Source organism: Homoserinibacter sp. YIM 151385 (genome assembly GCF_027912415.1).
GTDB lineage: Bacteria > Actinomycetota > Actinomycetes > Actinomycetales > Microbacteriaceae > Schumannella.
In genome coordinates this window covers 1,873,732-1,896,713 of sequence record NZ_CP115175.1, presented here as the reverse complement: position 1 = coordinate 1,896,713, position 22,982 = coordinate 1,873,732, and the positions used below count along the sequence as shown (strand labels likewise).

Annotated in this window: 23 protein-coding genes; 17 read left to right on the top strand and 6 right to left on the bottom strand. The window is 73.1% G+C overall.

From position 1 onward, the window contains the following. Positions 1-28: 28 nt before the first annotated feature. The 3 genes from OF852_RS09235 to OF852_RS09225 all read right to left on the bottom strand — a co-directional run bounded on the left by OF852_RS09235 (position 29) and on the right by OF852_RS09225 (position 2,464). The gene (locus OF852_RS09235; RefSeq protein ID WP_271118875.1) at positions 29-850 is read right to left on the bottom strand and encodes a hypothetical protein; all 822 of its coding nucleotides are present in this window, start codon (positions 848-850) and stop codon (positions 29-31) included. After that, positions 850-1,578, bottom strand: a complete 729-nt coding sequence (locus OF852_RS09230) for an ABC transporter ATP-binding protein (protein ID WP_271118874.1) — start codon at positions 1,576-1,578, stop codon at positions 850-852. The genes OF852_RS09235 and OF852_RS09230 overlap by 1 nt, the downstream gene beginning before the upstream one ends. Before the next feature lie 100 nt (positions 1,579-1,678). Further along, positions 1,679-2,464 (bottom strand): IclR family transcriptional regulator, encoded by a 786-nt coding sequence (locus OF852_RS09225; RefSeq protein WP_271118873.1) that lies wholly within the window; start codon positions 2,462-2,464, stop codon positions 1,679-1,681. 198 nt (positions 2,465-2,662) lie between these two features. Between OF852_RS09225 and OF852_RS09220 the strand changes: the two genes are divergently transcribed. The 12 genes from OF852_RS09220 to OF852_RS09165 all read left to right on the top strand — a co-directional run bounded on the left by OF852_RS09220 (position 2,663) and on the right by OF852_RS09165 (position 15,362). Next, complete coding sequence (locus OF852_RS09220) at positions 2,663-4,351, top strand: thiamine pyrophosphate-binding protein (RefSeq protein ID WP_271118872.1); 1,689 nt, start codon at positions 2,663-2,665, stop codon at positions 4,349-4,351. A 66-nt stretch (positions 4,352-4,417) separates the two neighbouring features. Further along, positions 4,418-6,007, top strand: coding sequence for an AMP-binding protein (locus OF852_RS09215; RefSeq protein ID WP_271118871.1), 1,590 nt, complete (start codon positions 4,418-4,420; stop codon positions 6,005-6,007). Positions 6,008-6,054: 47 nt separating this feature from the next. Beyond that, positions 6,055-7,029 (top strand): cyclase family protein, encoded by a 975-nt coding sequence (locus OF852_RS09210; RefSeq protein WP_271118870.1) that lies wholly within the window; start codon positions 6,055-6,057, stop codon positions 7,027-7,029. Continuing rightward, positions 7,026-8,114, top strand: a complete 1,089-nt coding sequence (locus tag OF852_RS09205; protein ID WP_271118869.1) for a tartrate dehydrogenase — start codon at positions 7,026-7,028, stop codon at positions 8,112-8,114. The genes OF852_RS09210 and OF852_RS09205 overlap by 4 nt, the downstream gene beginning before the upstream one ends. Continuing rightward, the gene (locus OF852_RS09200) at positions 8,111-8,539 is read left to right on the top strand and encodes a Zn-ribbon domain-containing OB-fold protein (RefSeq protein WP_271118868.1); all 429 of its coding nucleotides are present in this window, start codon (positions 8,111-8,113) and stop codon (positions 8,537-8,539) included. Before OF852_RS09205 ends, OF852_RS09200 begins: the two co-directional genes overlap by 4 nt. Next, positions 8,536-9,681, top strand: a complete 1,146-nt coding sequence (locus tag OF852_RS09195) for an acetyl-CoA acetyltransferase (protein WP_271118867.1) — start codon at positions 8,536-8,538, stop codon at positions 9,679-9,681. The genes OF852_RS09200 and OF852_RS09195 overlap by 4 nt, the downstream gene beginning before the upstream one ends. Positions 9,682-9,735: 54 nt before the next feature. After that, a complete protein-coding gene (locus OF852_RS09190; RefSeq protein WP_271118866.1) occupies positions 9,736-10,704 on the top strand; it encodes an MBL fold metallo-hydrolase in 969 nt (322 codons plus the stop codon). An 88-nt stretch (positions 10,705-10,792) separates the two neighbouring features. Then, the gene (locus OF852_RS09185) at positions 10,793-11,881 is read left to right on the top strand and encodes an ABC transporter substrate-binding protein (protein ID WP_271118865.1); all 1,089 of its coding nucleotides are present in this window, start codon (positions 10,793-10,795) and stop codon (positions 11,879-11,881) included. Between the two features lie 28 nt (positions 11,882-11,909). Beyond that, positions 11,910-12,686 carry an ABC transporter ATP-binding protein gene (locus OF852_RS09180; RefSeq protein ID WP_271118864.1) on the top strand — a complete coding sequence of 259 codons (777 nt, stop codon included), beginning with the start codon at positions 11,910-11,912 and terminating at the stop codon, positions 12,684-12,686. After that, complete coding sequence (locus OF852_RS09175) at positions 12,683-13,525, top strand: ABC transporter permease (protein WP_271118863.1); 843 nt, start codon at positions 12,683-12,685, stop codon at positions 13,523-13,525. The genes OF852_RS09180 and OF852_RS09175 overlap by 4 nt, the downstream gene beginning before the upstream one ends. Next, positions 13,522-14,364 (top strand): ABC transporter permease, encoded by an 843-nt coding sequence (locus OF852_RS09170; protein WP_271118862.1) that lies wholly within the window; start codon positions 13,522-13,524, stop codon positions 14,362-14,364. The genes OF852_RS09175 and OF852_RS09170 overlap by 4 nt, the downstream gene beginning before the upstream one ends. Then, positions 14,361-15,362 carry an amidohydrolase family protein gene (locus OF852_RS09165; protein ID WP_271118861.1) on the top strand — a complete coding sequence of 334 codons (1,002 nt, stop codon included), beginning with the start codon at positions 14,361-14,363 and terminating at the stop codon, positions 15,360-15,362. The genes OF852_RS09170 and OF852_RS09165 overlap by 4 nt, the downstream gene beginning before the upstream one ends. A 25-nt stretch (positions 15,363-15,387) precedes the next feature. On the opposite strand, the gene OF852_RS09160 is transcribed toward OF852_RS09165, so the two are convergent. After that, complete coding sequence (locus tag OF852_RS09160) at positions 15,388-16,131, bottom strand: FadR/GntR family transcriptional regulator (protein ID WP_271118860.1); 744 nt, start codon at positions 16,129-16,131, stop codon at positions 15,388-15,390. 207 nt (positions 16,132-16,338) lie between these two features. Here OF852_RS09160 and OF852_RS09155 point away from each other — a divergent pair, with 207 nt between their 5' ends. From OF852_RS09155 to OF852_RS09140, 4 genes are read left to right on the top strand one after another with little or no spacing between them, the layout of a single operon-like run. Next, a complete protein-coding gene (locus tag OF852_RS09155; protein WP_271118859.1) occupies positions 16,339-17,898 on the top strand; it encodes an SLC13 family permease in 1,560 nt (519 codons plus the stop codon). A gap of 28 nt (positions 17,899-17,926) precedes the next feature. Then, positions 17,927-19,036: an isocitrate/isopropylmalate dehydrogenase family protein gene (locus OF852_RS09150; protein WP_271118858.1), complete on the top strand. Its 1,110-nt coding sequence runs from the start codon at positions 17,927-17,929 to the stop codon at positions 19,034-19,036. Continuing rightward, positions 19,033-20,319, top strand: coding sequence for a four-carbon acid sugar kinase family protein (locus OF852_RS09145; protein WP_271118857.1), 1,287 nt, complete (start codon positions 19,033-19,035; stop codon positions 20,317-20,319). The genes OF852_RS09150 and OF852_RS09145 overlap by 4 nt, the downstream gene beginning before the upstream one ends. Next, complete coding sequence (locus tag OF852_RS09140) at positions 20,319-20,708, top strand: VOC family protein (RefSeq protein ID WP_271118856.1); 390 nt, start codon at positions 20,319-20,321, stop codon at positions 20,706-20,708. The genes OF852_RS09145 and OF852_RS09140 overlap by 1 nt, the downstream gene beginning before the upstream one ends. A gap of 40 nt (positions 20,709-20,748) precedes the next feature. On the opposite strand, the gene OF852_RS09135 is transcribed toward OF852_RS09140, so the two are convergent. Beyond that, positions 20,749-21,129 (bottom strand): cupin domain-containing protein, encoded by a 381-nt coding sequence (locus OF852_RS09135; RefSeq protein ID WP_271118855.1) that lies wholly within the window; start codon positions 21,127-21,129, stop codon positions 20,749-20,751. A 137-nt stretch (positions 21,130-21,266) separates the two neighbouring features. On the opposite strand from OF852_RS09135, the gene OF852_RS09130 reads away from it, so the two are divergent. After that, positions 21,267-22,040, top strand: a complete 774-nt coding sequence (locus OF852_RS09130; RefSeq protein WP_271118854.1) for a helix-turn-helix domain-containing protein — start codon at positions 21,267-21,269, stop codon at positions 22,038-22,040. Here the strand turns inward: OF852_RS09130 and OF852_RS09125 are convergent. Continuing rightward, the gene (locus OF852_RS09125) at positions 22,037-22,912 is read right to left on the bottom strand and encodes an alpha/beta hydrolase fold domain-containing protein (protein WP_271118853.1); all 876 of its coding nucleotides are present in this window, start codon (positions 22,910-22,912) and stop codon (positions 22,037-22,039) included. The two genes, OF852_RS09130 and OF852_RS09125, sit on opposite strands and share 4 nt — an antisense overlap. Positions 22,913-22,982: the final 70 nt, after the last annotated feature.

The following is a 22,982-nucleotide window of genomic DNA, read 5'->3' as shown; positions in this document are numbered from 1 at the left end:
TCGCGAGGAGCGCCCGGCCCCGCACCCCTCAGACGTCGCGGCGCCGCAGCACCGCCGTCGCGATGCCGAGCGCGAGGGCGGTCAGCGCGAGCAGCGCCGCGCCGGCGACGGCAGGCGGCAGGAGGCCGGGCGCTGCGCCGATGGTCGCGCGGGCGAGCGCGAGGGGGAGCACCTGCGCCCAGGCGGGCAGCTCGCCGACGATGAGCTGCGCCGCGGACTGGATGATCGGCTCCAGGAACAGGATGCCGAGCATCGCGAGCACGCCGGCCACGCCCCGGCGGGCGATGAGGCCGACCGCGAGGCCGATGACGGCCAGGCAGGCGATCGCCCCGATGCCGCGCCCCAGCGTGGCGATCACATCGAGCGGGCCGAGGACGAGCGGCGTGCGGAGGATCGCGAGCGAGCCGGCGAGCGCGAGCCCGCTGACGAGTGCGTAGACGAGCCCCGCGACGGCCCCGGCGACCGCGACCGCGGCCGCCTTCGAGGCGAGCAGCCGGCCGCGGCGGGGCTGCGCGATGAGCGCCGACGCGATGCCGCCGCTGCGGAGGTCGCTCGTGCCGGCGAGCACGCCGAGCAGCGCGATCGCGATGACGGCGACCCCGATGGAGCCGGCCCCGCTCGACCCGCCGAGCGGATCCAGGGCGCCGAGCTGGGCCGCGCGCGAGGCGAGGTCGACGACCGGGAGGTCCTCGCCGAGCTCCTCGACGCCGGGCCCGATGGCGCCGGACGCGAGCGCCGGGATGAGGGTGACGAACAGCAGCTGGGTGAGGGCGAGGCCCGCGGCGCCGATCGCGATCGCGATGCGCGGCGCCGGCAGGGTGGACAGCTTGAGCAGTTCTGCGCGGACCATCAGCGCACCACCGCCCCGCCCTGCACGAGCTGCAGGTAGAAGCGCTCGAGGTCGCCCGCCGCGGTCGCATCCGCGAGCGTGACGTCCGCGGCGACGCGGCCGCCCACGATGACGACCACGTCGTCGGCGATCTGCGCCACATCCGCGAGCAGATGCGAGGAGAGCAGGATGGCGCCGCCCGCATCCGCGAAGGCGCGCAGCCGGCCGCGCAGCCAGTGCATCGCCTCCGGGTCGAGCCCGTTCGCCGGCTCGTCGAGGACGAGCAGGCTCGGATCGGCGATCAGCGCGGCGGCGAGGGCGAGCCGCTGCCGCATCCCCAGCGAGTAGCCGCCGATGCGGCGATCCGCGGCGGCGCCGAGCTCGACCTCCGCGAGCAGGGCGTCGACCCGGTCTGCGCCCGCGCCGGCCTGCGCCGCCGCGATGCGGAGGTGCTGCCGCCCGGTGCGGGCGCCGTCCAGGCCGCCGCCGTCGAGGACGGCGCCGACGATGGAGGCCGGCCGCGGGAGCTCGGCGATCGGCCGCCCGCAGATGAGCGCGTCGCCCGCGTCGGCCGAGGCGAGGCCGAGCAGGATGCGCATGGTGGTGGTCTTGCCGGCGCCGTTGGGGCCGAGGAGCCCGACGATGCGGCCGGGCCGGACGGTGAAGCTGACCTCGTCGACGGCGACGGCCCGGCGGTAGTGCTTCCGCAGGCCGCGCACCTCGACGGGCGGGGCGAGTTCGGTTTCCATGCCTCGATCGTCGCGATCGGGCGCGGCGCGCGACCCCTCCCCGGGGCCGGTCGACCTGGCCGGGGGGACAGGATGCGGGCGTCCGCCGTTCTCCCGCTCGTCAGGTCGCGCGGTATCCCAGCCGCTCCGACATCCGCGCCGAGGCGTCCCGCACGGCGAGCCCGACCTCCTCGATCGACATCGTCGCGAGGCGGTCGGCGGGCATCGACATCGTGATCGCGCCCGCGCACCGCCCGCTCGCGTCGAAGAACGGCGCCCCGATGCCGGCCCCGTTCGGCACCCAACGGCCGGGGGAGTAGGTGTAGCCCAGCTCGCGGTCCTTCGCGAGCTGCTCGCGGACCTCGTCCGCCGAGGCGAAGCTCTGCGGGGTGTTCCGGTCGATCGGCCGGCGGAGGACGGCGTCGATCTCGTCATCGCGGAGGCCGGAGAGGATCGCGAGGCCGGAGGCGCCGCCGACGAGCGGGAACGGCTTGCCGAGCTCGATGACGTAGCGGATGGTGTGCTCGCAGTCGACCTTGCTGCGGAAGACGAGGTGGTCGTCGACGCGCGCGCCGAGGTAGCAGGTCTCGTTGAAGCGCTCGACGAGCTCGTGGAGGAGGGGGCTCGCGGCCCGCACGAGGGAGTCGCGCTCGCTGAGGGCGGCGACGAGGGAGAACAGGCGGGGGCCGGGGCTGTAGACGCCGCGCTCGCCGTCCTGCTCGACGTAGCCGAGCTCGTCGAAGTGGGTGAGGATGCGGCTCACGGCGCTGCGATCGATGCCGGTGCGGCGGGCGGCGTCGCGCACGCCGATCCCGTCGCCGTGGCTGGAGACGAGCTCGAGCAGGGTGATCGCCCTCGTCAGGACGCTCGGCTTGCCGCCCCCGTTCAGCGATTCGGTCTCGCTCATCGTCCGCGTCCCATCTCGTGGCGGCCCCGCGCCCGGCCGCCGCGGCCGAGCGGTCCACATGCTACGGGAACGGCGACGGGGGCCTTGACAGATGCGCGCCGCGTCTCGTAGTAATAAGACATCGTCTTGTTGAACAAGACACATGCAACGGCCGCTCGACGACGAGCGGACGCCGGCGATGAGAACGGAGCGGTTTTCATGGTGGAGACGACGGGTGCGCGGTACCTGGCGCGGGCGCTCGACGCCGCCGGCACGACCGCCGTCTTCCTCGTCCCGACCGTGCTCTCCGCGACCCTCGTCGCGATGGAGCAGGAGACCGGCATCCGCCGCATCGTCACCCACGGCGAGAAGGCCGCGGCGTACATGGCCGACGGCTACGCCAGGGCGAGCGGGCGCGTCGGGGTCTGCATGGCGCAGAACATCGGCGCCGCCAACCTCGCCGCGGGGCTCCGCGACGCCGTCCTCGGCTGCTCGCCTGTCCTCGCGATCACCGGCGGGCCCTACCCGTACAGCCGCGGCCGCAACTACTACCAGGAGATCGAGGACCTCCCGCTCTTCAAGCCGGTCACCCGCTCCAGCCGCCAGGTCTTCGAGGCCGAGCGCCTGCCCGACCAGCTCGCGCAGGCGCTGCGGGATGCCACGGTCGGGAAGCCGGGACCGGTCCACCTCGAGCTCGCCGGGCACACGGGCGACCTCGTCGAGAACGGGACCCTGGATGCGCCCCCGCCCCCGCCCCGCGAGGCGCGCGTGCCCGGCATCCGGATCGAGCCGGACCGCGACGCCGTCCGGGCGGCGGCGGCCGCGATCGCGGCGGCCGAGCGGCCGGTCGTCGTCGCCGGCGGCGGTGTGCGCGCCTCCGGCGCCGCGGCCGAGGTCGTCGCGCTCGCGGAGCGGATCGGCGCGCCCATCGCGACCTCCATGAACGGCAAGGACACGGTGCCGTCCGACCACCCGCTCGCGATCGGCATCCCGGGGCTCTACGCGCGCGCCTCCGCCAACCAGGTCCTCCTCGAGGCGGATCTCGTGATCTACGTCGGCAGCCAGACGGGCAGCCAGCTCACGCTCACCTGGCAGGTGCCGCCTCCCGAGACGCGCGTCGTGCACCTCGACATCGAGCCGAGCGAGCCCGGGCGCCACTACGCCGACACCCTGCCGCTCGTCGCCGACGCCCGCTCGGGCCTCCGCGCCCTGCTCGAGGCGCTCCCCGAGACGGACCTGGATGCGGGTGCCGCCTGGCGCGAGCGCGCCCGGGAGCTCGCGGCGCGCTGGCGGGAGGAGGTCGCCCGGCACGTCGAGTCGGAGGCCGCCGAGCTCCGGCCCGAGCGGCTCGTCACCGAGCTCTCGCGCCTGCTGCCGGAGGACGCGATCGTCGTCGCCGACACCGGCCACGCGGGCATGTGGACGGCCGCGCACCTCGACCTCGCGCATCCCGGGCAGGGCTTCATCCGCGCGGCGGGCTCGCTCGGCTGGGGCCTCCCGGCCGGCATCGGCGCCCAGATCGCGCGCCCCGACGCCCGCGTGGTCGTCTTCACGGGCGACGGCGGGCTGCTCTACCACCTGAGCGAGCTGGAGACGGCGGCGCGCTGGCAGATCCCGCTCACGATCGTCGTCAACGACAACAGCTCGCTCAACCAGGAGATCAACCCGTACACCGTCGCCTACGGCGGCGAGCTGTCGGGCCGCCACGGCGAGCTGTGGCACTTCCGCGAGACGGACCTCGCGGCGGTCGCCGAGTCGCTCGGCGTCACCGGCATCCGCGTCACCAGCGCGAGCGGGCTCGCCTCCGCGATCGCGCAGGCGGACGAGACCCCCGGCCCCGTGCTCATCGACGTCGTCACCGACCGCGCCGCCGTCGCGCCGAAGGGCTCGTCCGAGCGGGCGCGCTGACCACCCGAACCCTGACCACCCGATCCCAGACCACCCGAACCCAGACCCCGGAACCGAGGACCCCGCATGAACCTTCACACGCTCAACGTCCGCTCCTTCCTCGAGGACGCGGTCGCCGGCAACGCGTCCTCCCCCTACCTGATCTGGGAGGACACGGAGCAGAGCTACGAGGACTTCAACGCCCGCGTCGACGAGGCGGCGGCGCTCTGGCACAACATGGGCATCCGGAAGGGCGACCGGGTCGCCTTCATGGCCGACAACAGCCCCGGCTTCCTCCACGCCTGGCTCGGGCTCGCGAAGATCGGCGCCGTGCTCGTCGCCGTCAACACGGGCTTCAAGTACGAGGAGGCGAAGTACCTCATCGACCACTCGGAGGCGCGCTTCGCGCTCATCGACCCCGCGCACGGCGAGCTCTTCCGCCGCATCTCCGACGGCTCCCCGCATCTCGGGCAGACGCTCGCGCTCGGCGCCGCGGACGGCTACGAGGACTTCGCCGACGAGGCACGCCGTGCCGGGGGCCGCGCGCCCTCCGTGCAGCTCGAGGGGGACGACCTCATCAGCCTCATCTACACCTCGGGCACGACGGGTCGGCCGAAGGGCGTGATGCAGACCCACCGCAACTACGTGCTCACCGGCCAGGCCTACCCCGCCTGGATGAAGATGGAGCGCGGCGACCGCATCTACGCCTGCCTCCCGCTCTTCCACATCAACTCGCAGGCCTACTCGACGATGGGCGCGATCGGGGCCGAGGGCGCCATGGTGCTCGCCCCCCGGTTCAGCGCGAGCCGGTTCTGGCCGGAGGTGCGCCGGCACCGCGTCAACGTCTTCAACTACATCGGCGCCATGACCGTCATCCTCTCCAAGAGCGAGGTCACCCCCGAGGACCGCGATCACGACGTCCGCGTCGCCTACGGCGTCCCGGCCCTCCCGCACGATGTGCGGATGGGCGTCGAGGAGCGCTTCGGCGTCGCCTGCGTCTCCGGCTTCGGCATGAGCGAGACGACCTACGGGCTCCTCGAGCCGATCGACGGCGAGCGCGTGCCGGACTCCATGGGCGTGCCGCGCTCGCATCCCGACCCCTCGGTCCCGAGGACGGAGGCCATGATCATCGGCGAGGACGGCGCGGAGCTCCCGCGCGGCGAGGTCGGCGAGCTGGTGCTCCGCGGGCCGGCGACGATGCTCGGCTACTTCAAGGACCCGGAGAAGACGGCCGAGGCGCTCGTCGACGGCTGGCTGCGCACGGGCGACAGCGCCTGGCAGGACGCCGAGGGCCGCTTCTTCTTCGTCGACCGGAAGAAGGACATCGTCCGCCGCCGCGGCGAGAACGTCTCCTCGCTCGAGGTGGAGATGACGATCAACACCCACCCGGATGTCCGCGAGAGCGCCGTGATCGGCGTCCCCTCGGACATGACCGACGAGGAGCTCTGCGTCTTCGTCGTCGCGCAGCCGGGCCGCGAGATCGACCCCGAGTCGATCATCGCGTGGGCCGACGACCGTCTCGCGGCCTTCAAGATCCCACGCTACGTCGAGACGATCGAGGCGCTGCCGAAGACCCCCACATCCAAGATCGAGAAGCACCGCCTGCGCTCGGGGGACTACTCGGCCGGCCCGCGCTACGACGGCGGCGTCCGGAGCACCCGACGGACCCCGGCCTGACCGCGATCCGCCCCATCCACGCACTCGAAGAAGAGGAAGCAGAACCGATGACCACCGAGAAGCCGTCCGTCGACACCGTGCGCGAGCTCAGCGAGCGCTACCGCAACTGGGGCCGCTGGGGCGACGACGACGAGCGCGGCACCCTCAACCACGCGACGCCCGAGCGGGTCGCCGCGGCCGCCGCGAGCATCCGCTCCGGCAAGCGGATCTCGATGGCGCTGCCCATGGACGCCACCGGCCCGCAGGTCGCGGGCGGATTCGGCGGTCGCTTCAACCCCATCCACCTCATGTTCCGCGACGGCGGCGACATCGAGATGGGGACCGTCATCGACGAGTTCTACGGCGGTCGCGACCGGCACCTCCGCGGCACCGACGACATCATCATCATGGCGCTGCAGTCCTCGACCCAGTGGGATGCCCTCGCGCACATCTTCTTCGACGGGCACATGTACAACGGGCGCACGCCCGACCAGGTCACGAGCAAGGGCGCCCGCTTCGGCTCCGTCGCGAACGCGACCGACCAGATGGCCGGCCGCGGGGTCCTGCTCGACATCGCCCACCTCAAGGGCGTCGACGCGCTGGAGCCCGGCTACGCGATCACCGCGGAGGATCTGGAGGCGGCGGAGGCCGCGCACGGCGTCACGGTCGGCGAGGGCGACTTCGTCATGATCCGCACCGGCATGGTGGGGGAGCGCCGCGGCGACTGGGGCGACTACGCGGGCGGCCCGGCCCCGGGGCTCGGGCTCGAGAGCGTGCCCTGGGTCGCGGAGCGGAACATCGCCGGCCTCGCCGTCGACACCTGGGGCATGGAGGTGCTGCCGAACCAGACGGAGGACGTCTTCCAGCCGCTGCACTGCGTCTTCATCGTCGCGATGGGCCTCTGGGTGGGCGAGATTTTCGACTTCGAGGAGCTCGCCGCCGACTGCCGCGAGGACGGCCAGTACGACTTCTTCTTCTGCGCGCCGCCGCTGCCCTTCACCCGCGCGGTCGGCTCGCCCGTGAACCCGATGGCGATCAAGTGAGCTCCCCGCGGCACCACGCCGTCGCGGTGCTGCCGGGCGACGGCATCGGCGTCGAGGTCATGCCGCCCGCGCTCGAGGCCGTCGACCTCCTCGGCGGGCTCCACGGCTTCGAGGTGGCGTGGACCGAGTACCCGTGGGGCTGCGACCACTACCTGGAGCACGGCGCGATGATGCCGGAGGACGGGATCGCGGCGCTCGCCGAGCACGACGCCATCCTCCTCGGCGCGGTCGGCGCGCCCGGCGTGCCCGACCACGTGTCGCTGTGGGGGCTGCTCATCCCGATCCGCCGGGCGTTCGACCAGTACGTGAACCTCCGCCCGGCGCTCCTCCTGCCCGGGGTCGAGAGCCCGCTCCGTGAGACGGCCGGCGGGATCGACATCCTCGTGGTCCGCGAGAACAGCGAGGGCGAGTACTCCGAGATCGGCGGCCGGGTCTTCCCCGGCACGGACCGCGAGCTCGCCCTGCAGGAGGCCGTGTTCTCGCGGCGCGGGATCGAGCGGGTCGTGCGGTTCGCGGCCGGGCTCGCCGAGTCGCGCGGCGGCACCCTCGTCTCGGCGACGAAGTCGAACGGCATCATCCACTCGATGCCCTTCTGGGACGAGGTCTTCGCCGACGTGCTCGCCGAGCACCCCGGGGTGGAGGGGCGGCTGCTCCACGTCGACGCGCTCGCGGCCCGCTTCATCAGCCACCCGGGCGAGCTCGACGTCGTCGTCGGCTCGAACCTCTTCGGCGACATCCTCACCGACATCGGCGCGGTCATCGTCGGCAGCATGGGCATGGCGCCCTCCGCGAACCTCAACCCCGAGCGCGAGCACCCCTCCATGTTCGAGCCGGTGCACGGCTCGGCCCCCGACATCGCCGGCCGCGGCATCGCGAACCCGATCGGCCAGATCTGGTCGGCGGCGATGATGCTCGACCACCTCGGGGAGCGCGCCGCGCACGATGCGGCGCTCGCCGCGATCCGGCGGGTCCTCGGCGAGACCGGGATCCGGACGCCCGACCTCGGCGGCACCTCGAGCACCCGCGAGGTGGCGGATGCCGTGCTCGCCGCGATCCGGGACCACGCGATGGCGGGCGCGCGATGAGCCCGGCGACCCGGCGGCCGCATCCCGCACTCCGCGGCGAGGAGCAGGTGTTCTACGACGCGCTCCGCGAGCACCGGCTCGTGTACCAGCGCTGCGCGGAGGACGCGGCGGTCGTCTTCCCGCTGCGCACCGTCTGCCCGCGCTGCGGGGGCGCCGAGCTCGCGCTCGAGACCTCCGCCGGACTCGGCGTCGTGCACTCGCACACCACGCAGTATCGAGCGGGCTCGCCGATCCTCGGGGATCTGGCGCCCTACGCGCTCGCGCTCGTCGACCTCGACGAGGGCTTCCGCGTGCTGACTTCCGTCCCGGAGGGCGTGGAGGTCGCGGTCGGCACGCCCGTGCGGATCGCGTTCGACGACGGGGACCCGGAGCTCACGGTGCTCGCCGTCGAGCTCCGCGACCCGGCCGAGGAGGGAGCAGCATGAGCATCAGCGGCAGCGCGGCGATCATCGGCGCCGCCCAGGTCGACACCTTCAAGGCCCGGGGGCGCTCGCCCGCGGGCGTCATGGCGGTCGCCGTCGCACAGGCGGTGCAGGATGCCGGCCTCCGGCTCTCGGACGTCGACGGGCTCTTCACCTCCTCCTCCTACTACGCGATGCCGACGCTGACGCTCGGCGAGTACCTCGGGGTGAACCCGACGTACGTCGACTCGACCGCGCTCGGCGGCGCCTCCTTCGTCGCGCACCTCGGCCACGCCGCGGCAGCGATCCAGGCCGGCCTCTGCTCGGTCGCGGTCGTCGCCTACGGCAGCACCCAGCGCAGCGACGCCGGCTCCCTTGTGAGCATGGCCGAGCAGTCGGCGTACGAGCTGCCCTACGGGCTCATCCACCCGATCGGCGCCTTCGGCATGGTCGCCCACCGGCACATGGCGCAGTACGGGACGACGGGCGAGCAGCTCGCGGCGCTCGCCGTCGCGGCGCGCGAGTGGTCGCTGCTCGTCGACGACGCACCCTTTCCGGAGCCGCTCACGATCGACGAGGTCATGTCCTCCCGGGTCATCGCCTCGCCCCTCCACAAGCTCGACTGCTGCCTCGTCACCGACGGCGGCGGCGCGGTCGTCCTCGTCTCGGCCGAGCGGGCCCGCGATCTCAGCCCGCATCCCGTCTACCTGCTCGGCTCGGGTGAGGCGCAGAACCACCGCAACGTCTCGGCGATGCCGGACCTCACGACGACGGAGGCGGCTCGCAGCTCCGAGCGCGCGCTCGCGATGGCGGGGGTGCGGCTCGACGAGATCGACACGGCGCACGTCTACGACGCCTTCACCATCAGCCTGCTCGTGCTGCTCGAGGACCTCGGGTTCTGCGCGAAGGGCGAGGGCGGCGCGTTCGCGGCGAGCGGCGCCGTCGCCCCGGGCGGGAGCCTCGCGCTCAACACGAACGGCGCGGGGCTGTCGTACACGCACCCCGGGATGCTCGGCATCTTCCTCGTGATCGAGGCGGTGCAGCAGCTGCGCGGCGCCGCGGGCCGGCGGCAGGTGCCGGATGCGCGCCTCTCCCTCGTGCACGCGATGGGCATGACCCTCGCGGGGCACGCGACCGCGGTGCTCTCGAACCGACCGGAGGCATGATGAACGTGAACGCCATCCCGCACCCGACCCCGAGCGCCGCGAGGGAGTGACGCCATGCAGGCCTGCGAGCGCGTCTCGATCACGATCCTCGTCGACAACTACATCGACATGCTCATGCAGAACACGCCGACGATCCGGCGGCAGGGGATGCCGGAGCACTTCCTGCCCCGGCGCGGCACGCCCCTCGCCGAGAACGGCATCTCGTTCCTCATCCGCGCGACGACCGCGGGACGCACGACGACGATCCTCTTCGATGCCGGCATGAGCGGCATCCCGATCATCCACAACGCCGGCGTGCTCGGGGTCGACCTCGCCGAGGTCGACCAGGTGGTGCTGAGCCACGGGCACCCCGACCACTTCGGCGGCATCTATGCCGCCCTCGGGGCGATCGGGCGGCGCGTGCCGCTCGTCGTGCACCCTTCGGCGTTCCACCCGCGCTCGATCCGCCGGCCGGATCTCATGCTCCAGTACTTCAACCGGGCGCTGACGGAGGCCGAGCTCGTCGAGGCGGGCGCCGGCGTCGTCGCGGTGCGCGAGCCGCTCGACCTCGCGCCCGGCATCACGACGAGCGGCGAGATCCCGACGACGGTCGACTTCGAGCACGAGGTGCCCACCGGCCGCATGACCATCCGCGACGGCCACGTGCACCCGGACCCCATCGAGGACTACCTCACGCTCGTGCTGAACGTCGCCGGCGTCGGACTCGTGGTGCTCGACCCCTGCGGGCACTCGGGCGTGCTGAGCTCGCTCGACCACGCGCGGACCGTCGGCGACGGCGAGCGCCTCCACGGCGTCCTCGGCGGCTTCCACCTGGGCCACGCGGGCATCACGCAGGAGAAGATCGACCAGACGGTCGACGGCCTCATCGAGCGCGAGCTGCGGCTCGTCTCCCCGATGCACTGCTCCGGGTTCCGGGCGCAGCGCGCGGTCGCGGAGCGGATGCCGGAGGCCTTCGCGCTCATGACGGCGGGCGCCGAGCTCGTGATCGAGGCGCGGGCCGAGTCCGAGCGGGTCCCGACATGATCCGGACGAGCACCACCCGAGGCGCCGGGACGCGCGCCGGCACCCCCCTCTGCACCACCCTCTGCACCGAACCGAAGGAGATTCGAGCATGAAGAAGCAGCACCTGGCGCCCGCGGTCATCGCGGTCGCCGTCCTGGGACTCACCGCCGGCTGCACCGGAGGCGGCGACGACGGCGCCGACGGGCGCCAGTCGATCACCATGGCCATGGCCGCCGCCGACACCTACACCGCCGAGTGGTGGGGCTGGCTCGCCGCCGACGAGCTCGGCTACTACGACGACCTCGGACTCGACGTCGACTTCGTCGCGACCGGCGGCTCGGGCGATGCGATGGAGCAGATCATCGCCGGCAACGCCGACGCGGGGAACCCCTCCGCGCCGGCCTTCGGCGAGGCGGCCCTCGTCGGCCTCCCCGTCGTCAACATGTTCACCTACTCGAGCGGCGCGATCTTCGGCATCTTCGTCCCCGAGAGCGAGGGCATCAGCGACATCGCGGGGCTCAAGGGCAAGAACATCGGGATCTCGGAGCCGGGCGGCGGCGAGGTCGCGTTCCTCGAGGCCGCGCTCCGCGACGCCGGGATCGACCCCATCACGGAGGTGCAGCTCATCCCCATCGGCGACGGCGGACCGGAGACGCTCGCGGCGCTCGACAGCGGCTCCGTCGACGCCTACTCCACCGCCTACAACGACATCTTCGCGCTCCAGACGGCCGGCTACGACCTCCTGGACTTCACCCCCGACATCTACAACACCTTCCCCGCGCGCGGCATCATCACCACCCAGTCGGTGATCGACCAGAAGCCGGAGGCGCTCCAGGCCTTCGCCCGGGGCACCGCGATGGGCATCTACTTCTGCCTGCAGAACGAGGACGCCTGCCGCGACATGATGAAGGGCGCGATCCCGGCCGCCTTCGAGCCGAACGCCGACGGCGTCTCGCAGGGCGACCTCCGCTTCGACCTCTCGCTCGAGCAGGTGCCGCCGGCGGACGAGGCCGCGATCGGCGCGCACGACACCCAGGGGACGCAGGAGTTCCTCGACCTCATCCGCTCGACCTCCGACGAGTACCAGGAGACGAGCGCGGACTCCGTGCTCAACTCCGAGTGGATCGAGTACGCCAACGACTTCGACCGCGACGCCGTGGCACAGGACGCCGCGGACTACGAGCTGCAGAACGGCTGAGGCCGCGAGCAGAGGAGAGGAGAGGACCATGACGACGACGACGGAGACGTCGGCACTGGTGCAGACGAGAGGGATCACGAAGACCTTCGGGTCGGGCGATCGGGAGATGGTCGCGCTGAGCGGCCTCGACCTCGAGGTGCGGAAGGGCGAGTTCCTCTCCCTGCTCGGGCCGAGCGGCTGCGGCAAGTCCACCGCGCTCAACATCATGGGCGGCCTGCTCGCCCCGACCTCGGGCGACATCACCTTCGACGGGCAGCCGATGACGGAGCCGCGGCGCGACATCGGGATGATGTTCCAGCAGGCGGTCATGTTCCCGTGGCGCACGACGCTGCAGAACGTGCTCCTGCCGGTCGAGATCGCGGGCGAGTCGAAGAAGGCGCACGCGCCGAAGGCCCGGGAGCTGCTCGGCATGGTGGGGATCGGCGAGTTCGCCGACTCCTACCCCTGGCAGCTCTCGGGCGGCATGCAGCAGCGCGCGGCCCTGTGCCGGGTGCTGCTCGACGACCCGAAGCTGCTCCTGCTCGACGAGCCCTTCGGGGCGCTCGACGAGTTCACGCGCGAGACCATGAACCAGGAGCTGCTGCGGCTCCAGGCCTACTCGGGCAGCACCGCGGTGCTCGTGACGCACAACATCACGGAGGCGGTCTTCATGTCGGACCGGATCGCCGTGATGAGCGCCCGGCCGGGGCGTCTCGTGGACATCATCGAGGTGCCCTTCGACCGCCCGCGCACCCCCGACCTCCAGACGACGAGCGACTTCGTCGCACTCGTCGCGAAGGCCCGCCGCATGCTGGAGCTCCAGTGACCGTCATCGCGCCGGACCCGGGCGTCACGCGGGTGCCGGCGAGACGGCCGGGGGTCGTGCGGCGCATCCGCGAGGGCTCGGCCTGGATCACGATCGTCACGATCGGCGTCATGGTCCTCGCCTGGGAGCTCGTGCCCCGCCTCGAGGGCGTGAACCGCATCCTGTTCCCCACCTTCAGCGACGTCGCCGCCGGCTTCGTGCAGCTGCTCGGCTCCGGCTACTGGTGGGAGGACCTCGGCAAGACGATGGGCGCCGTCGCGATCGCCTGGGCGATCGGGGTGTCCTTCGGCTTCGCGATGGGCGTGCTGCTCGGCACCTCGCCCTTCATCCGCACGGCGATCACCCCCTACGCGATCGCCGTCCAGGCGCTGCCGAAGGTGGTGCTCGCACCGCTCCTCATCGGCTGGCTCGGCTTCGGCCCGGAGAGCAAGATCGCGCTCGCCGTCATCATCTGCTTCTTCCCGGTCTGGATCGACACCATGGTCGGCCTGGCGCTGCCCGCCGCGAACGAGTTCAAGCTCATGCAGTCGCTGCGGGCGTCGCGGACGCAGGTGTTCCTCAAGCTGCAGCTCCCCTCGGCGCTGCCGATGATCATGGTCGGCGTCAAGCACAGCCTGCTGCTCGCGTTCACGGGCGTGCTCGTCGCCGAGATCCTCTCCGCCTCCGATGGCGGCCTGGGCAAGCTCGCGAAGGAGTTCGCCTCCCAGCTGAACATGCCCCTCACCTACTCGGTGGTCCTCGTCGTCGTCGTGCTCGCCGTCGTGCTCGTCTCGGTGGCCGACGTGATCGAGCGCCGAGTCGTGTTCTGGTCCGACGAAGCCCGAGCGAGGAAGCGATGACCCGCACCGAATCCCTGGCCGTGGCCGCCGAGCGCGGCTCCACCGCGGCGCGCCGCCGACGGCGCTCGCCGTACCTGCTGACCGCCGCCATCCTGCCCGTGATCCTGCTCGCCTGGTTCGCGGCGACCGAGACCGGGGCCGTGCCGCGCATCCTGCTCCCCTCGCCGATCGCGGTGCTCGAGTCGATCCCGCGGGTCGTGGGGGCGAACGGCTTCGGCGCGCAGGTCGCGCGCACCCTGCTCGAGATCGTCGGCGGCTTCACCCTCGGCGGCGCGGTCGGCTTCCTGCTCGGGATGCTGCTCAGCGCCTCGAGCCGGCTGCGGGCGGCGTACCTGCCGTTCCTGTCGGCGCTCGAGGCGATCCCGACCGTCATCCTCGCGCCGATCATCATCGCCGCGCTCGGCTTCGGCATCGAGGGCAAGGTGCTCCAGGCGGCGATCGCGTGCTTCTACGCGGTCTTCATCACGACGCTCTCGGGCCTCGGCCTCGCCGAGCCGAACGCCGTGAACCTCATGCGCTCGCTCGGCGCCTCGAAGTGGCAGACGATGGTGAAGCTGCGCATCCCGACGGCGCTGCCCGTCATCTTCGGCGGGCTCCAGCTGGGCGCCACGACCGCCATCATCGGCGCGATCGTCTCCGAGTTCATCGGCGCGAACGGCGGCCTCGGGTACCTGATGCTCCGCTACCGCTCGGGATTCGACACCCCCGCGTACTGGGTCATCATCTTCCTCTTCCTCGTGATCGGCCTCGTCGCGTACCTGCTCATCTGGTTCGCCGAGCGGCGCATCGTGTTCTGGCGCGCGGCCGCGATCACCCGACCCGACCTGGAGAAGTCATGACGATCGACATCCACGCCCACACCGTGCCGGAGGCCTTCATCGAGGAGCTCCGCGGCACGGTGCCGGAGGCGGCGCCGAGGATCGTCCGCGAGGACGACGGCTGGTGGTTCGAGTACGGGAGCGGGCGTCGCAGCGGGCCGATCCCCGCCGGCATGTTCGACACGGAGGCGCGCCTGGCGGACATGGACCGGCTCGGGATCCAGGTGCACGCGCTGAGCGTCCCGCCGCCGCACTTCCACTACCGGCTCGCGCCCGAGGCGGCCGCGGAGGCCGCCCGACTCCACAACGCGGCGATGCTCGGGATGGCGCGCGCGCATCCCGAGCGCTTCGTCGTGCTCGGCCACCTGCCGATGCAGAGCGAGGAGCACGCCCTCGCCGAGCTCGCCCGGCTCGTCGCCGATCCCGCCGTCGTCGGGCTCGAGCTCGGCACGAACGTCGCCGGCGTCAACCTCGGCGACCCGGCGCACGACGCCGTCTGGCGGGCGATCGACGCGGCCGGGCTCGCGGTGGTCCTCCACCCGGGCGCGGACGTCGCGGGGGCCGACCGCATGCACGACCACTACCTCCACAACTTCGTCGGGAACCCGACCGACACGACGATCGCGGCGGGCTCGCTCATGTTCAGCGGGGTGCTCTCGCGCAACCGCGCGCTGCGCTTCGGCCTGCTGCACGGCGGCGGGTTCCTGCCGTACCAGATCGGCCGCTTCGACCACGGATGGGAGGTGCGGTCCGAGCCGCGCGAGCAGCTCGACGTGCCGCCGTCGACCCTCCTCGACCGCTTCTGGTTCGACACCCTCACCCACGATGCGCACGCCATGCGGTTCCTGCTCGAGCGCGTCGGCCCCGACCGGCTCTGCCTCGGCAGCGACTACCCCTTCGACATGGCGGATGCGGACCCGGTCGCCTCGGTTCGGGCGGCACTCGACGAGCGGCCGGAGGTCATCGAGCGCGTGCTGCACGAGAACGCGCGGGAGCTGCTCACCCGACGGCCCGCCTGAGGCTCGGTCCGCTGAGCCGCGCGGCTCAGTGCCGGTGCCGCAGGGAGCGCCGGAGCCGCGAGCTCGCGGAGGCCATGTGCGCCGCCATCGCCTCGGCCGCGCCCTCGGGGTCGCGGATCGCGATGGCGTCGTAGACGAGCTCGTGCTCGCGGAGCGTGCCGCTGAGGTCCGCCTCCTCCGCGACGGCCCGCGCGACCCAGACCTGCAGCAGCGAGCGCACGCTCGAGAGCAGCTCGACGATGACGGAGTTGCGCCCGGCGGTCGCGGTGAGGAGGTGGAACTCGACGTCGGCCTCCGCGAAGGCGGCGGGGTCGCGCACGCTCGCCCGCATCCGCTCGAGGCAGGCCGCGAGCGCCTCGAGGTCGGCCGCCGCGGCGCGCTCGGCCGCGTGCCGCGCGGATGCCGCCTCGAGGTCCTGCCGCAGCTCGACGAGGTCGAGGGTGCGCGGCTGGTCGAGGATGAGGCCCCAGTCGATGACGTTCGACAGCAGCGAGGAGGAGGTCGAGCGCACGTAGGTGCCGGAGCCGTGCCGGGTCGTGACGATGCCGAGCACGTCGAGCACGGCGAGGGCCTCGCGCACCGTGCTGCGCCCGACGCCGAGCCGCTCGGCGAGCTGGCGTTCCGGCGGGAGGCGGCTGCCGCGCTCGAGCGCGCCGGAGGCGATGACCTGGATGAGGCGCTGCGCGACGGCCGAGACGCTGGGCTCGCCCTCGAGGGGGCCGAGGAGGTCGACCTCTGCGCGGCCCGCGCGGCCTCCGTCTGCAGTCATGCGACCACGGTAGCGCGACGCGAACGGCGGGCCGGGCACGCGCGAGCGCCCAGTTGGTCGATCTATTTGCGTAAGAGGTTGACCAATTGCGCGCCGGGCGGGTAACGTCATCCGCGACCCGGCCGGGCAGCACCGGCCGCACCGCACAAGGGAGTGAGGCACCGCCTTGATCGACGACGACACGACGGCCCGCGAAGGAGCAGGACGATGAGCGAGCAGAAGACGGCATCCCTCGAGATGTTCCGTGCCTACAAGTCCATCGGCGACCAGGCGATGACCCCCGCCGAGGAGCGCTTCGAGCGCCGCCGCCAGACCTCCGGCCTCATCCTCGCGCCGCTGCTCGGCGCGGTCATGCTCTTCGCGCCGCTCGATCTGCCCTGGAACCAGCAGTCGCTCGCGGCCGTCTTCATCTTCACCATGGTGCTCTGGCTCACGGAGGCGATCCCGATCCCGATCGCCTCGCTGCTCGGCGTCGCCCTCATGATCCTCTTCGGCGTCGCGCCCGCGAACGAGGTGCTCGCCTCCTTCGGCAACACGATCGTGCTGCTCTACCTCGGCGCCTTCTTCCTCGCGCAGGCGCTCCTCAAGCACGGCGTCGCGCAGCGCATCGCCTACTCGGTGCTCGGCTCGCGCGTCGTCGGCGACTCGGTCGTCAAGATGATCGTCGCCTTCGGCGCCGTCACCTGCGTCTTCTCCGCCTTCGTCAGCAACACCGTGACGGTCGCGATGCTCCTGCCGACCGCGCTCGGCCTCATCGTCGCCGTGAGCCGCCAGCTCGGCCAGGAGGATCCCACCAAGCTCCGCATCGGCACCGCGCTGCTGCTCATGCTCTCCTTCAGCGCGAGCATCGGCGGCGCCATCACGCCCGTCGGCGCCCCGCACCAGCTCATCGGCCGCGACCTCATCGAGGCGGCCACGGGCAACACCATCAGCTTCTTCTCCTGGGTCGGCGTCGCGCTCTGTGCCGCGATCCCGCTCTTCGGCTTCCTCGTGCTCCTGCTGACGAAGCTCAACAAGCCCGAGGTCACCAGGCTCGCGGGGCTCCGCGACAGCATGCGCGCCGAGCGCGAGAAGGCCGGCCGCATGAGCCGTGGCGGCGTCGCGGTGCTCGCGGTGTTCGGCCTCGTCGTCATCGGCTGGCTCACCCCCGGCTTCCTCGGCCTCGTCGCGGGCACCGAGTCGGAGATCTACACGGCCGTCGGCGACGTGCTCGACGAGGGCATCGTCGCGATCGTTGGCGCCGCCCTGCTCTTCCTCATCCCCGTCGCCTGGAAGAAGCGCGAGTTCGCGATGACCTGGGGGGATGCCGTCAAGACCGACTGGGGCACGCTCCTCTTCATCATCTGCGCGGCCGCCTTCGGCTCGCAGCTCTCCTCGACCGGCCTCGCCGAGCGCGTCGGCCAGCTGCTCGGCGACACCTTCGGCGTCGCGGACGTCGTCGTGCTGACCTTCGTCGCCGTGCTCCTCGCGATCCTCATCTCGGAGGTCGGCAGCAACCTCGCCGCCGTCGGCGTCGTCGTGCCGATCGTCATCTCGATCTGCACCGCGAGCGGCATCGACCCGACGCTCCCCGCGCTCGCGGCGACCTTCGGCTCCTCCTTCGGCTTCATGCTGCCGATCTCGACGCCCCAGAACGCGCTCGTCTACGCGACCGGCGCGGTGCCGATCACGCGCATGGTGCGATCGGGCATCGTGTTCGACGTGCTCGCCGCCGTCTTCGTGACCGCCTCGGTGACCCTCACGGGCCGCCTCTTCGGCATCGTCTGACCCGCCCCACCCGGAAGGAACCACCACCATGTCCAGCTACCGCATCGCCGTCCTCGCCGGAGACGGCATCGGCCCCGAGACGACGGCCGAGGCCCTCAAGGCCGCCGACGCCGCCGCCCTCGCCACGGGCCTGCCCGCGCTCGACTACGAGCACCTCGACGCGAGCGCGCAGCGCTGGGTCGACACGGGCGTCGCCATGACGGACGAGCAGTACGACGCCTGCGCGGCGGCGGACGCCATCTACATGGGCGCGATCGGCCTGCCCGAGGCCCGCCACCCCGACGGCCGCGAGGTCAACGGGGATGTCATCTTCCGCCTCCGCTTCGGGCTCGACCTCTTCGCCGGCATCCGCCCGATCCGCACCCTCCCCGGGGTCCCCTCGCCGCTCGCGAAGCCCGAGGGCATCGACTACGTCGTGGTCCGCGAGAACGTCGAGGGCCTCTACGCCTCGCGCACGGGCGGCACCAACGTGCGCGGCGAGGTCGCGACCGACACGATCGTCATCACGAAGGTCGGCACCCAGAAGGTCGTGCGCCAGGCCTTCGAGCTCGCCCGCGCCCGCCACGAGAAGAACCCCGAGCGCCCCGCGAAGGTCACCTGCGTCGACAAGGCGAACGTGCTCTCGAGCTACGCCTACTTCCGCAGCGTCTTCGACGAGGTCGCGGCCGAGTACCCCGACGTCGAGGCCGACTACGCCTACGTCGACGCCATGACGGCCTTCCAGGTGCTGCGCCCGCAGCAGTACGACGTGCTCGTCGCGGAGAACATGTTCGGCGACATCATCTCCGACCTCGCCGCCGCGAGCGTCGGCGGCCTCGGCCTCTCGGGCTCGGGCGATGTCGGCCACGACCACGGGCTCTTCCAGTCCTCGCACGGCTCGGCGCCCGACATCGCGGGCAAGGGCATCGCGAACCCCGTCGCGGCGATCCTCTCGGCGGGCATCATGCTCGACTGGCTGGGCCGCCGGAGCGGCGACCAGGCCGCGGTCGAGGCGGGCGCGCTCGTCGACGCCGCCGTCGAGCACGCCCTCCAGGACCCGGCCAACCGCACGCCCGACCTCGGCGGCACCGCCACGACGGTCGAGCTCGGCGACGCCGTCGTGCGCAGCATCCAGGCCCTCGCGGCGGAGCGCGCGTGAAGACCGTCGTCCTCGACGACGATCCCACCGGCACCCAGTCGGCCGAGGCCGTCGAGGTGCTGCTCGAGTGGGACGCGGACGCGATCAGGGAGGCGCTGTCGGTGGCAGACAGCGTCTACCTGCTCGCGAACACGAGGGCGATGAGCGAGGAGGCCGCGGTCTCGCGGCTCGCGGAGACCCGCGAGCAGTGCGCCGAGGCGGCCGCCCGCCTCGGCGCCGAGCTCGCCTTCGTGCTCCGCGGCGACTCGACGCTGCGCGGCCACGTCATGGCCGAGACGGAGGTCTTCGCGCAGCCCGACTCCGTCATCGCCTTCGTGCCCGCCTTCCCCGCGGGCGGCCGGGTGACGCTCGACGGGGTGCATCTCGTGCGCCTCGACGGCGAGCTCGTGCCGGCCGACCGCACGGAGTACGCGGAGGACCCGGTCTTCCCCTTCGACACCGCGGTGCTCGTCGACTACCTCGCCCAGCGCACGGCGCGGCCCGCGATCGCGGTCCCGCTCGCGGTCGTGCGGGATGCCGCCGCCCTCGACGCCGCCGTCCTCGAGGCGGCGGCGGGCTCGGTGCTCGCCTTCGACGCCGAGACGGACGCCGACGTCGTCGGCATCGCGAGCGCGATCCGCGCCGCGCAGGCCGCCGGCCGATCGCTCGTCGTCCGCTCGGCGGCGACCCTCGCGGCCGAGCTCGCGGGCGTGCGCAGCCGCGGCCTCCTCGAGGCGCCGCTCGCGCGCGATGCGGGCCGCACCCTGCTCGTCTGCGGCTCGCACACGCAGGGCGCCTCGCGGCAGCTCGCGCCCGTCGCGGCCGCGCACGGTGCGCCCGTCGAGATCGACACGGCGGCGGCGCTCGACGCCCCCGAGGATGCCGGGCGCGCGGCGGGCGCACGCGTCGTCGAGACGCTGCGCGGCGGCCGTCTCGGATTCCTCGCGACCGAGCGCGTGCGCTCGGGCGCGCACGACACCCTCGACCACGGCGAGCGGGTCATGCGCGCCCTCACGACGGCTGTCGCCGAGGCCGAGCCCGAGGTGACCGCGGTCGTCTCGAAGGGCGGCATCACCTCCGCCGAGGTCGCGCGGCTCGGGCTCGGCGCCCGTCGCGCGCGCGTGCGCGGGCAGGTCGCGCCAGGCGTCTCGGTCTGGGATCTCGAGGGCCGCAGCGGCCGTGCGATCACCTACGTCGTCGTCCCCGGCAACGTCGGGGCGGAGTCCACGATCGTCGACGCGCTGGGGGCGCTCGGCGTCGCGGCGCCGACTCCGGCCCCGGCATCCGCGGGAGGCGCGTCGTGATGCGCGCGATCGACCACGTCGCGGTGGCCGTCCGCGACGCGGACTCGGCCATGCGCTACTACCTCGACGTGCTCGGCCTCGAGCTCGTCGGCGACGAGGTGGCCGAGGATCCGGGCGTGCGGCTCGTCTACCTCGCGGCGGGACCCGACCGCGTGCAGCTCGTGCAGCCGCTGCGGCCGGGGCCGGTGCAGACCTGGATCGAGGAGCGCGGCGAGGGGCTGCACCACGTGTGCTTCGAGGTCGGCGACATCCCGGCGGTGCTGGGCGGCATCCCCGGCCAGGCGGAGCGCCCGGTGTTCCGCGGCGGGCGCGGGCGGCGGGCGTGCTTCCTCGCGGAGACCCCGACGGGCGTCAACATCGAGCTGACGGAGACCGAGCCGAGCTTCTAGGCGTCGGCGGCGGGCTCGGCCCCGAGCGGAGCCCGCTCCGTCAGACCTGCTCCGGCGCTGCGCCGCCGCCCTCGCTCCAGGCGGGCTTGCCGCCCTCCGCGGTCGAGGTCACGGTGCGGCCGATGACGAGGAAGCTCGCGCCCGCCGCCGACACGGGCGCGTGCTGGACGCCCTGCGGGACGACGAAGAGCTGACCCGGCGAGAGCGGCACGGCGCGCTCCTCGGGGTCGCGGAGGCGCACGACGAGCTCGCCGCTCAGCACGAGGAAGGTCTCGTCCTGGTCGTCGTGCTGATGCCAGGAGACCTCGCCGATGCCCTTCGCGACCTTGAAGAGGCTGCCGTTCGCCTCCGCGAGCACGCGCTGCGACCAGAACTCGTCCAGTCGCGCCGCCTCGTCCTGCAGGTCGATCGCCTCGCTCATGCGGCCATCCTCTCCTCGTCGTGCGGTGATCCCGGTCCGAGTCTGCGGCGTCGTGCGACCGGGGTCGCGGGCCGATCCGGGCACCGTGGCTCCCGGGTCGCGGCCGCGCGGGGCATCCCGTCGCATACGATTCGATCGTGGCGAAGACGACGGCGACCGCGGAGGCGGCGACCTCCGACATCCAGGCCGTCGCGCGCGTGGGGCAGATCTGCGCGCTCTTCGGGCAGTCGGCGGTCGAGCTCACGGCGGCGGACGTCGCCGAGCGCATCGGCCTCAACCGGACGACCGCCTACCGCTACTGCGCCTCGCTCGCGGCCGCCGGCATCCTCGACCGCGGTGCTCGCCGCGGCACTTTCGTGCTCGGCGGCCTGCTGCTCCGCCTCGGCATCAACGCCCTCGCGCACCGCCCCGTCGTCGACGTGGCGCCGCCGCACCTGGCGCGACTGCGCGCCGCCGTGAGTGCGACCGTCGTCCTGAGCCTCTGGACCGCGGAGGGCCCGGTCGTCGCCCTCGTCGACGAGGATCGCAGCCGCACCGTCGTGCTCACGATCCGGCCGGGCGCGCAGCTGGATGCGGCCGCGGCGCAGACGCACGTCTTCCTCGCGCACCTGCCGGAGGCCTCCCGCGCCGACTGGCTGCGCGCGCATGCCGCGACCGCCGAGCGCGAGTCGCTGGATGCCGTGATCGACGAGGCGGCCGAGCTCGGCTACTCGGCAGTGGCCGAGCCGCGCGGCTACTTCGCCGCCGTGCCGGTCCTCGGGCCGGCGGGCATCGTCGCGACGATCGCGGGGCTCGAGCCCGATCCGGCACTGGACGAGGCCGCGCGATCCGCGTTCGTCGGCGAGCTCCGCGCCGCGGCGGCGGCGATCGGCGCGGAGCTCGGAGCGGCCGCGCCCGGCCGCGCGGGCTAGCACGACCGGAGCACCTCGACCGCGAGCTCCATCGCCTCGCCCGCCTCCGGGGTCCGCCGGGCGGCCATGAAGAGATGGAAGCCGGACGGCCAGATCGCGAGGCGACACGCGCCCCCGGCCCGCGTGATCCGCTCCGCGAGCCGCTCGGCGTCCTCCACGAGGAGGTCGTGCCCGCCCGCGAGGATCGTCACCGGCGGCAGGCCGTCGAGCGCGGCACGGAGGGGGCTCACGAGCGGGTCGTCGACGGAGCGCGCCCCGGCCCAGAGTCGTCCGGCCCGCCGGAGGGCCGCGACCGTGAGCATCGGGTCGCGCCGCGGGAGACGCGGGTCGACGCGGTCCGGGACGGCGAGGTCGAGCCAGGGCGAGAACAGGAGCACCGCCGAGACGGGCGACCCGGCGTGCCGGCTGCGGACGGCGGCGGCGAGGGCGAGCCCGCCGCCCGCGGAGTCGCCCGAGAGCACGAGCGGCACGTCGGGCGCGCGCGCCGCGACCTCGGCCAGCACCGCCGCGAGGAAGCGTGCGGCGTCGTCGGCCGTCCCCGCGGGCGCGAGCTCGTACCGCGGGACGTGGATGTCGGCGCCGGAGCGCACCGCGAGCTCGGCGAGCCCCAGCCAGTGGGCCGCCTGGATCGCCCCGACGTAGGCGCCGCCGTGCAGGTGCAGGACCTGCGCGCCCGTGCGGCGGCTCCCGTCGCGGGCGGTCAGCGTGACGACCGGTCGGCCGGCGATCTCCCGCTCGACGACGTCGCAGCGCTCGTGCACGCGGCTCGGCACGGGCGCCGGCCCCGCCCGCGACGCGAGGAAGGCGGGCGTCGCCAGGGCGTCGCGGCGCGCACGGTATCGCCAGCGGACCACCGCGCGTGCGATCATCATGCGAACGGTCATTGCGCATCCCGAACTTCTCGTGGCTGTGCTCGACATTCTCAACCGATTCCGCGCGAAT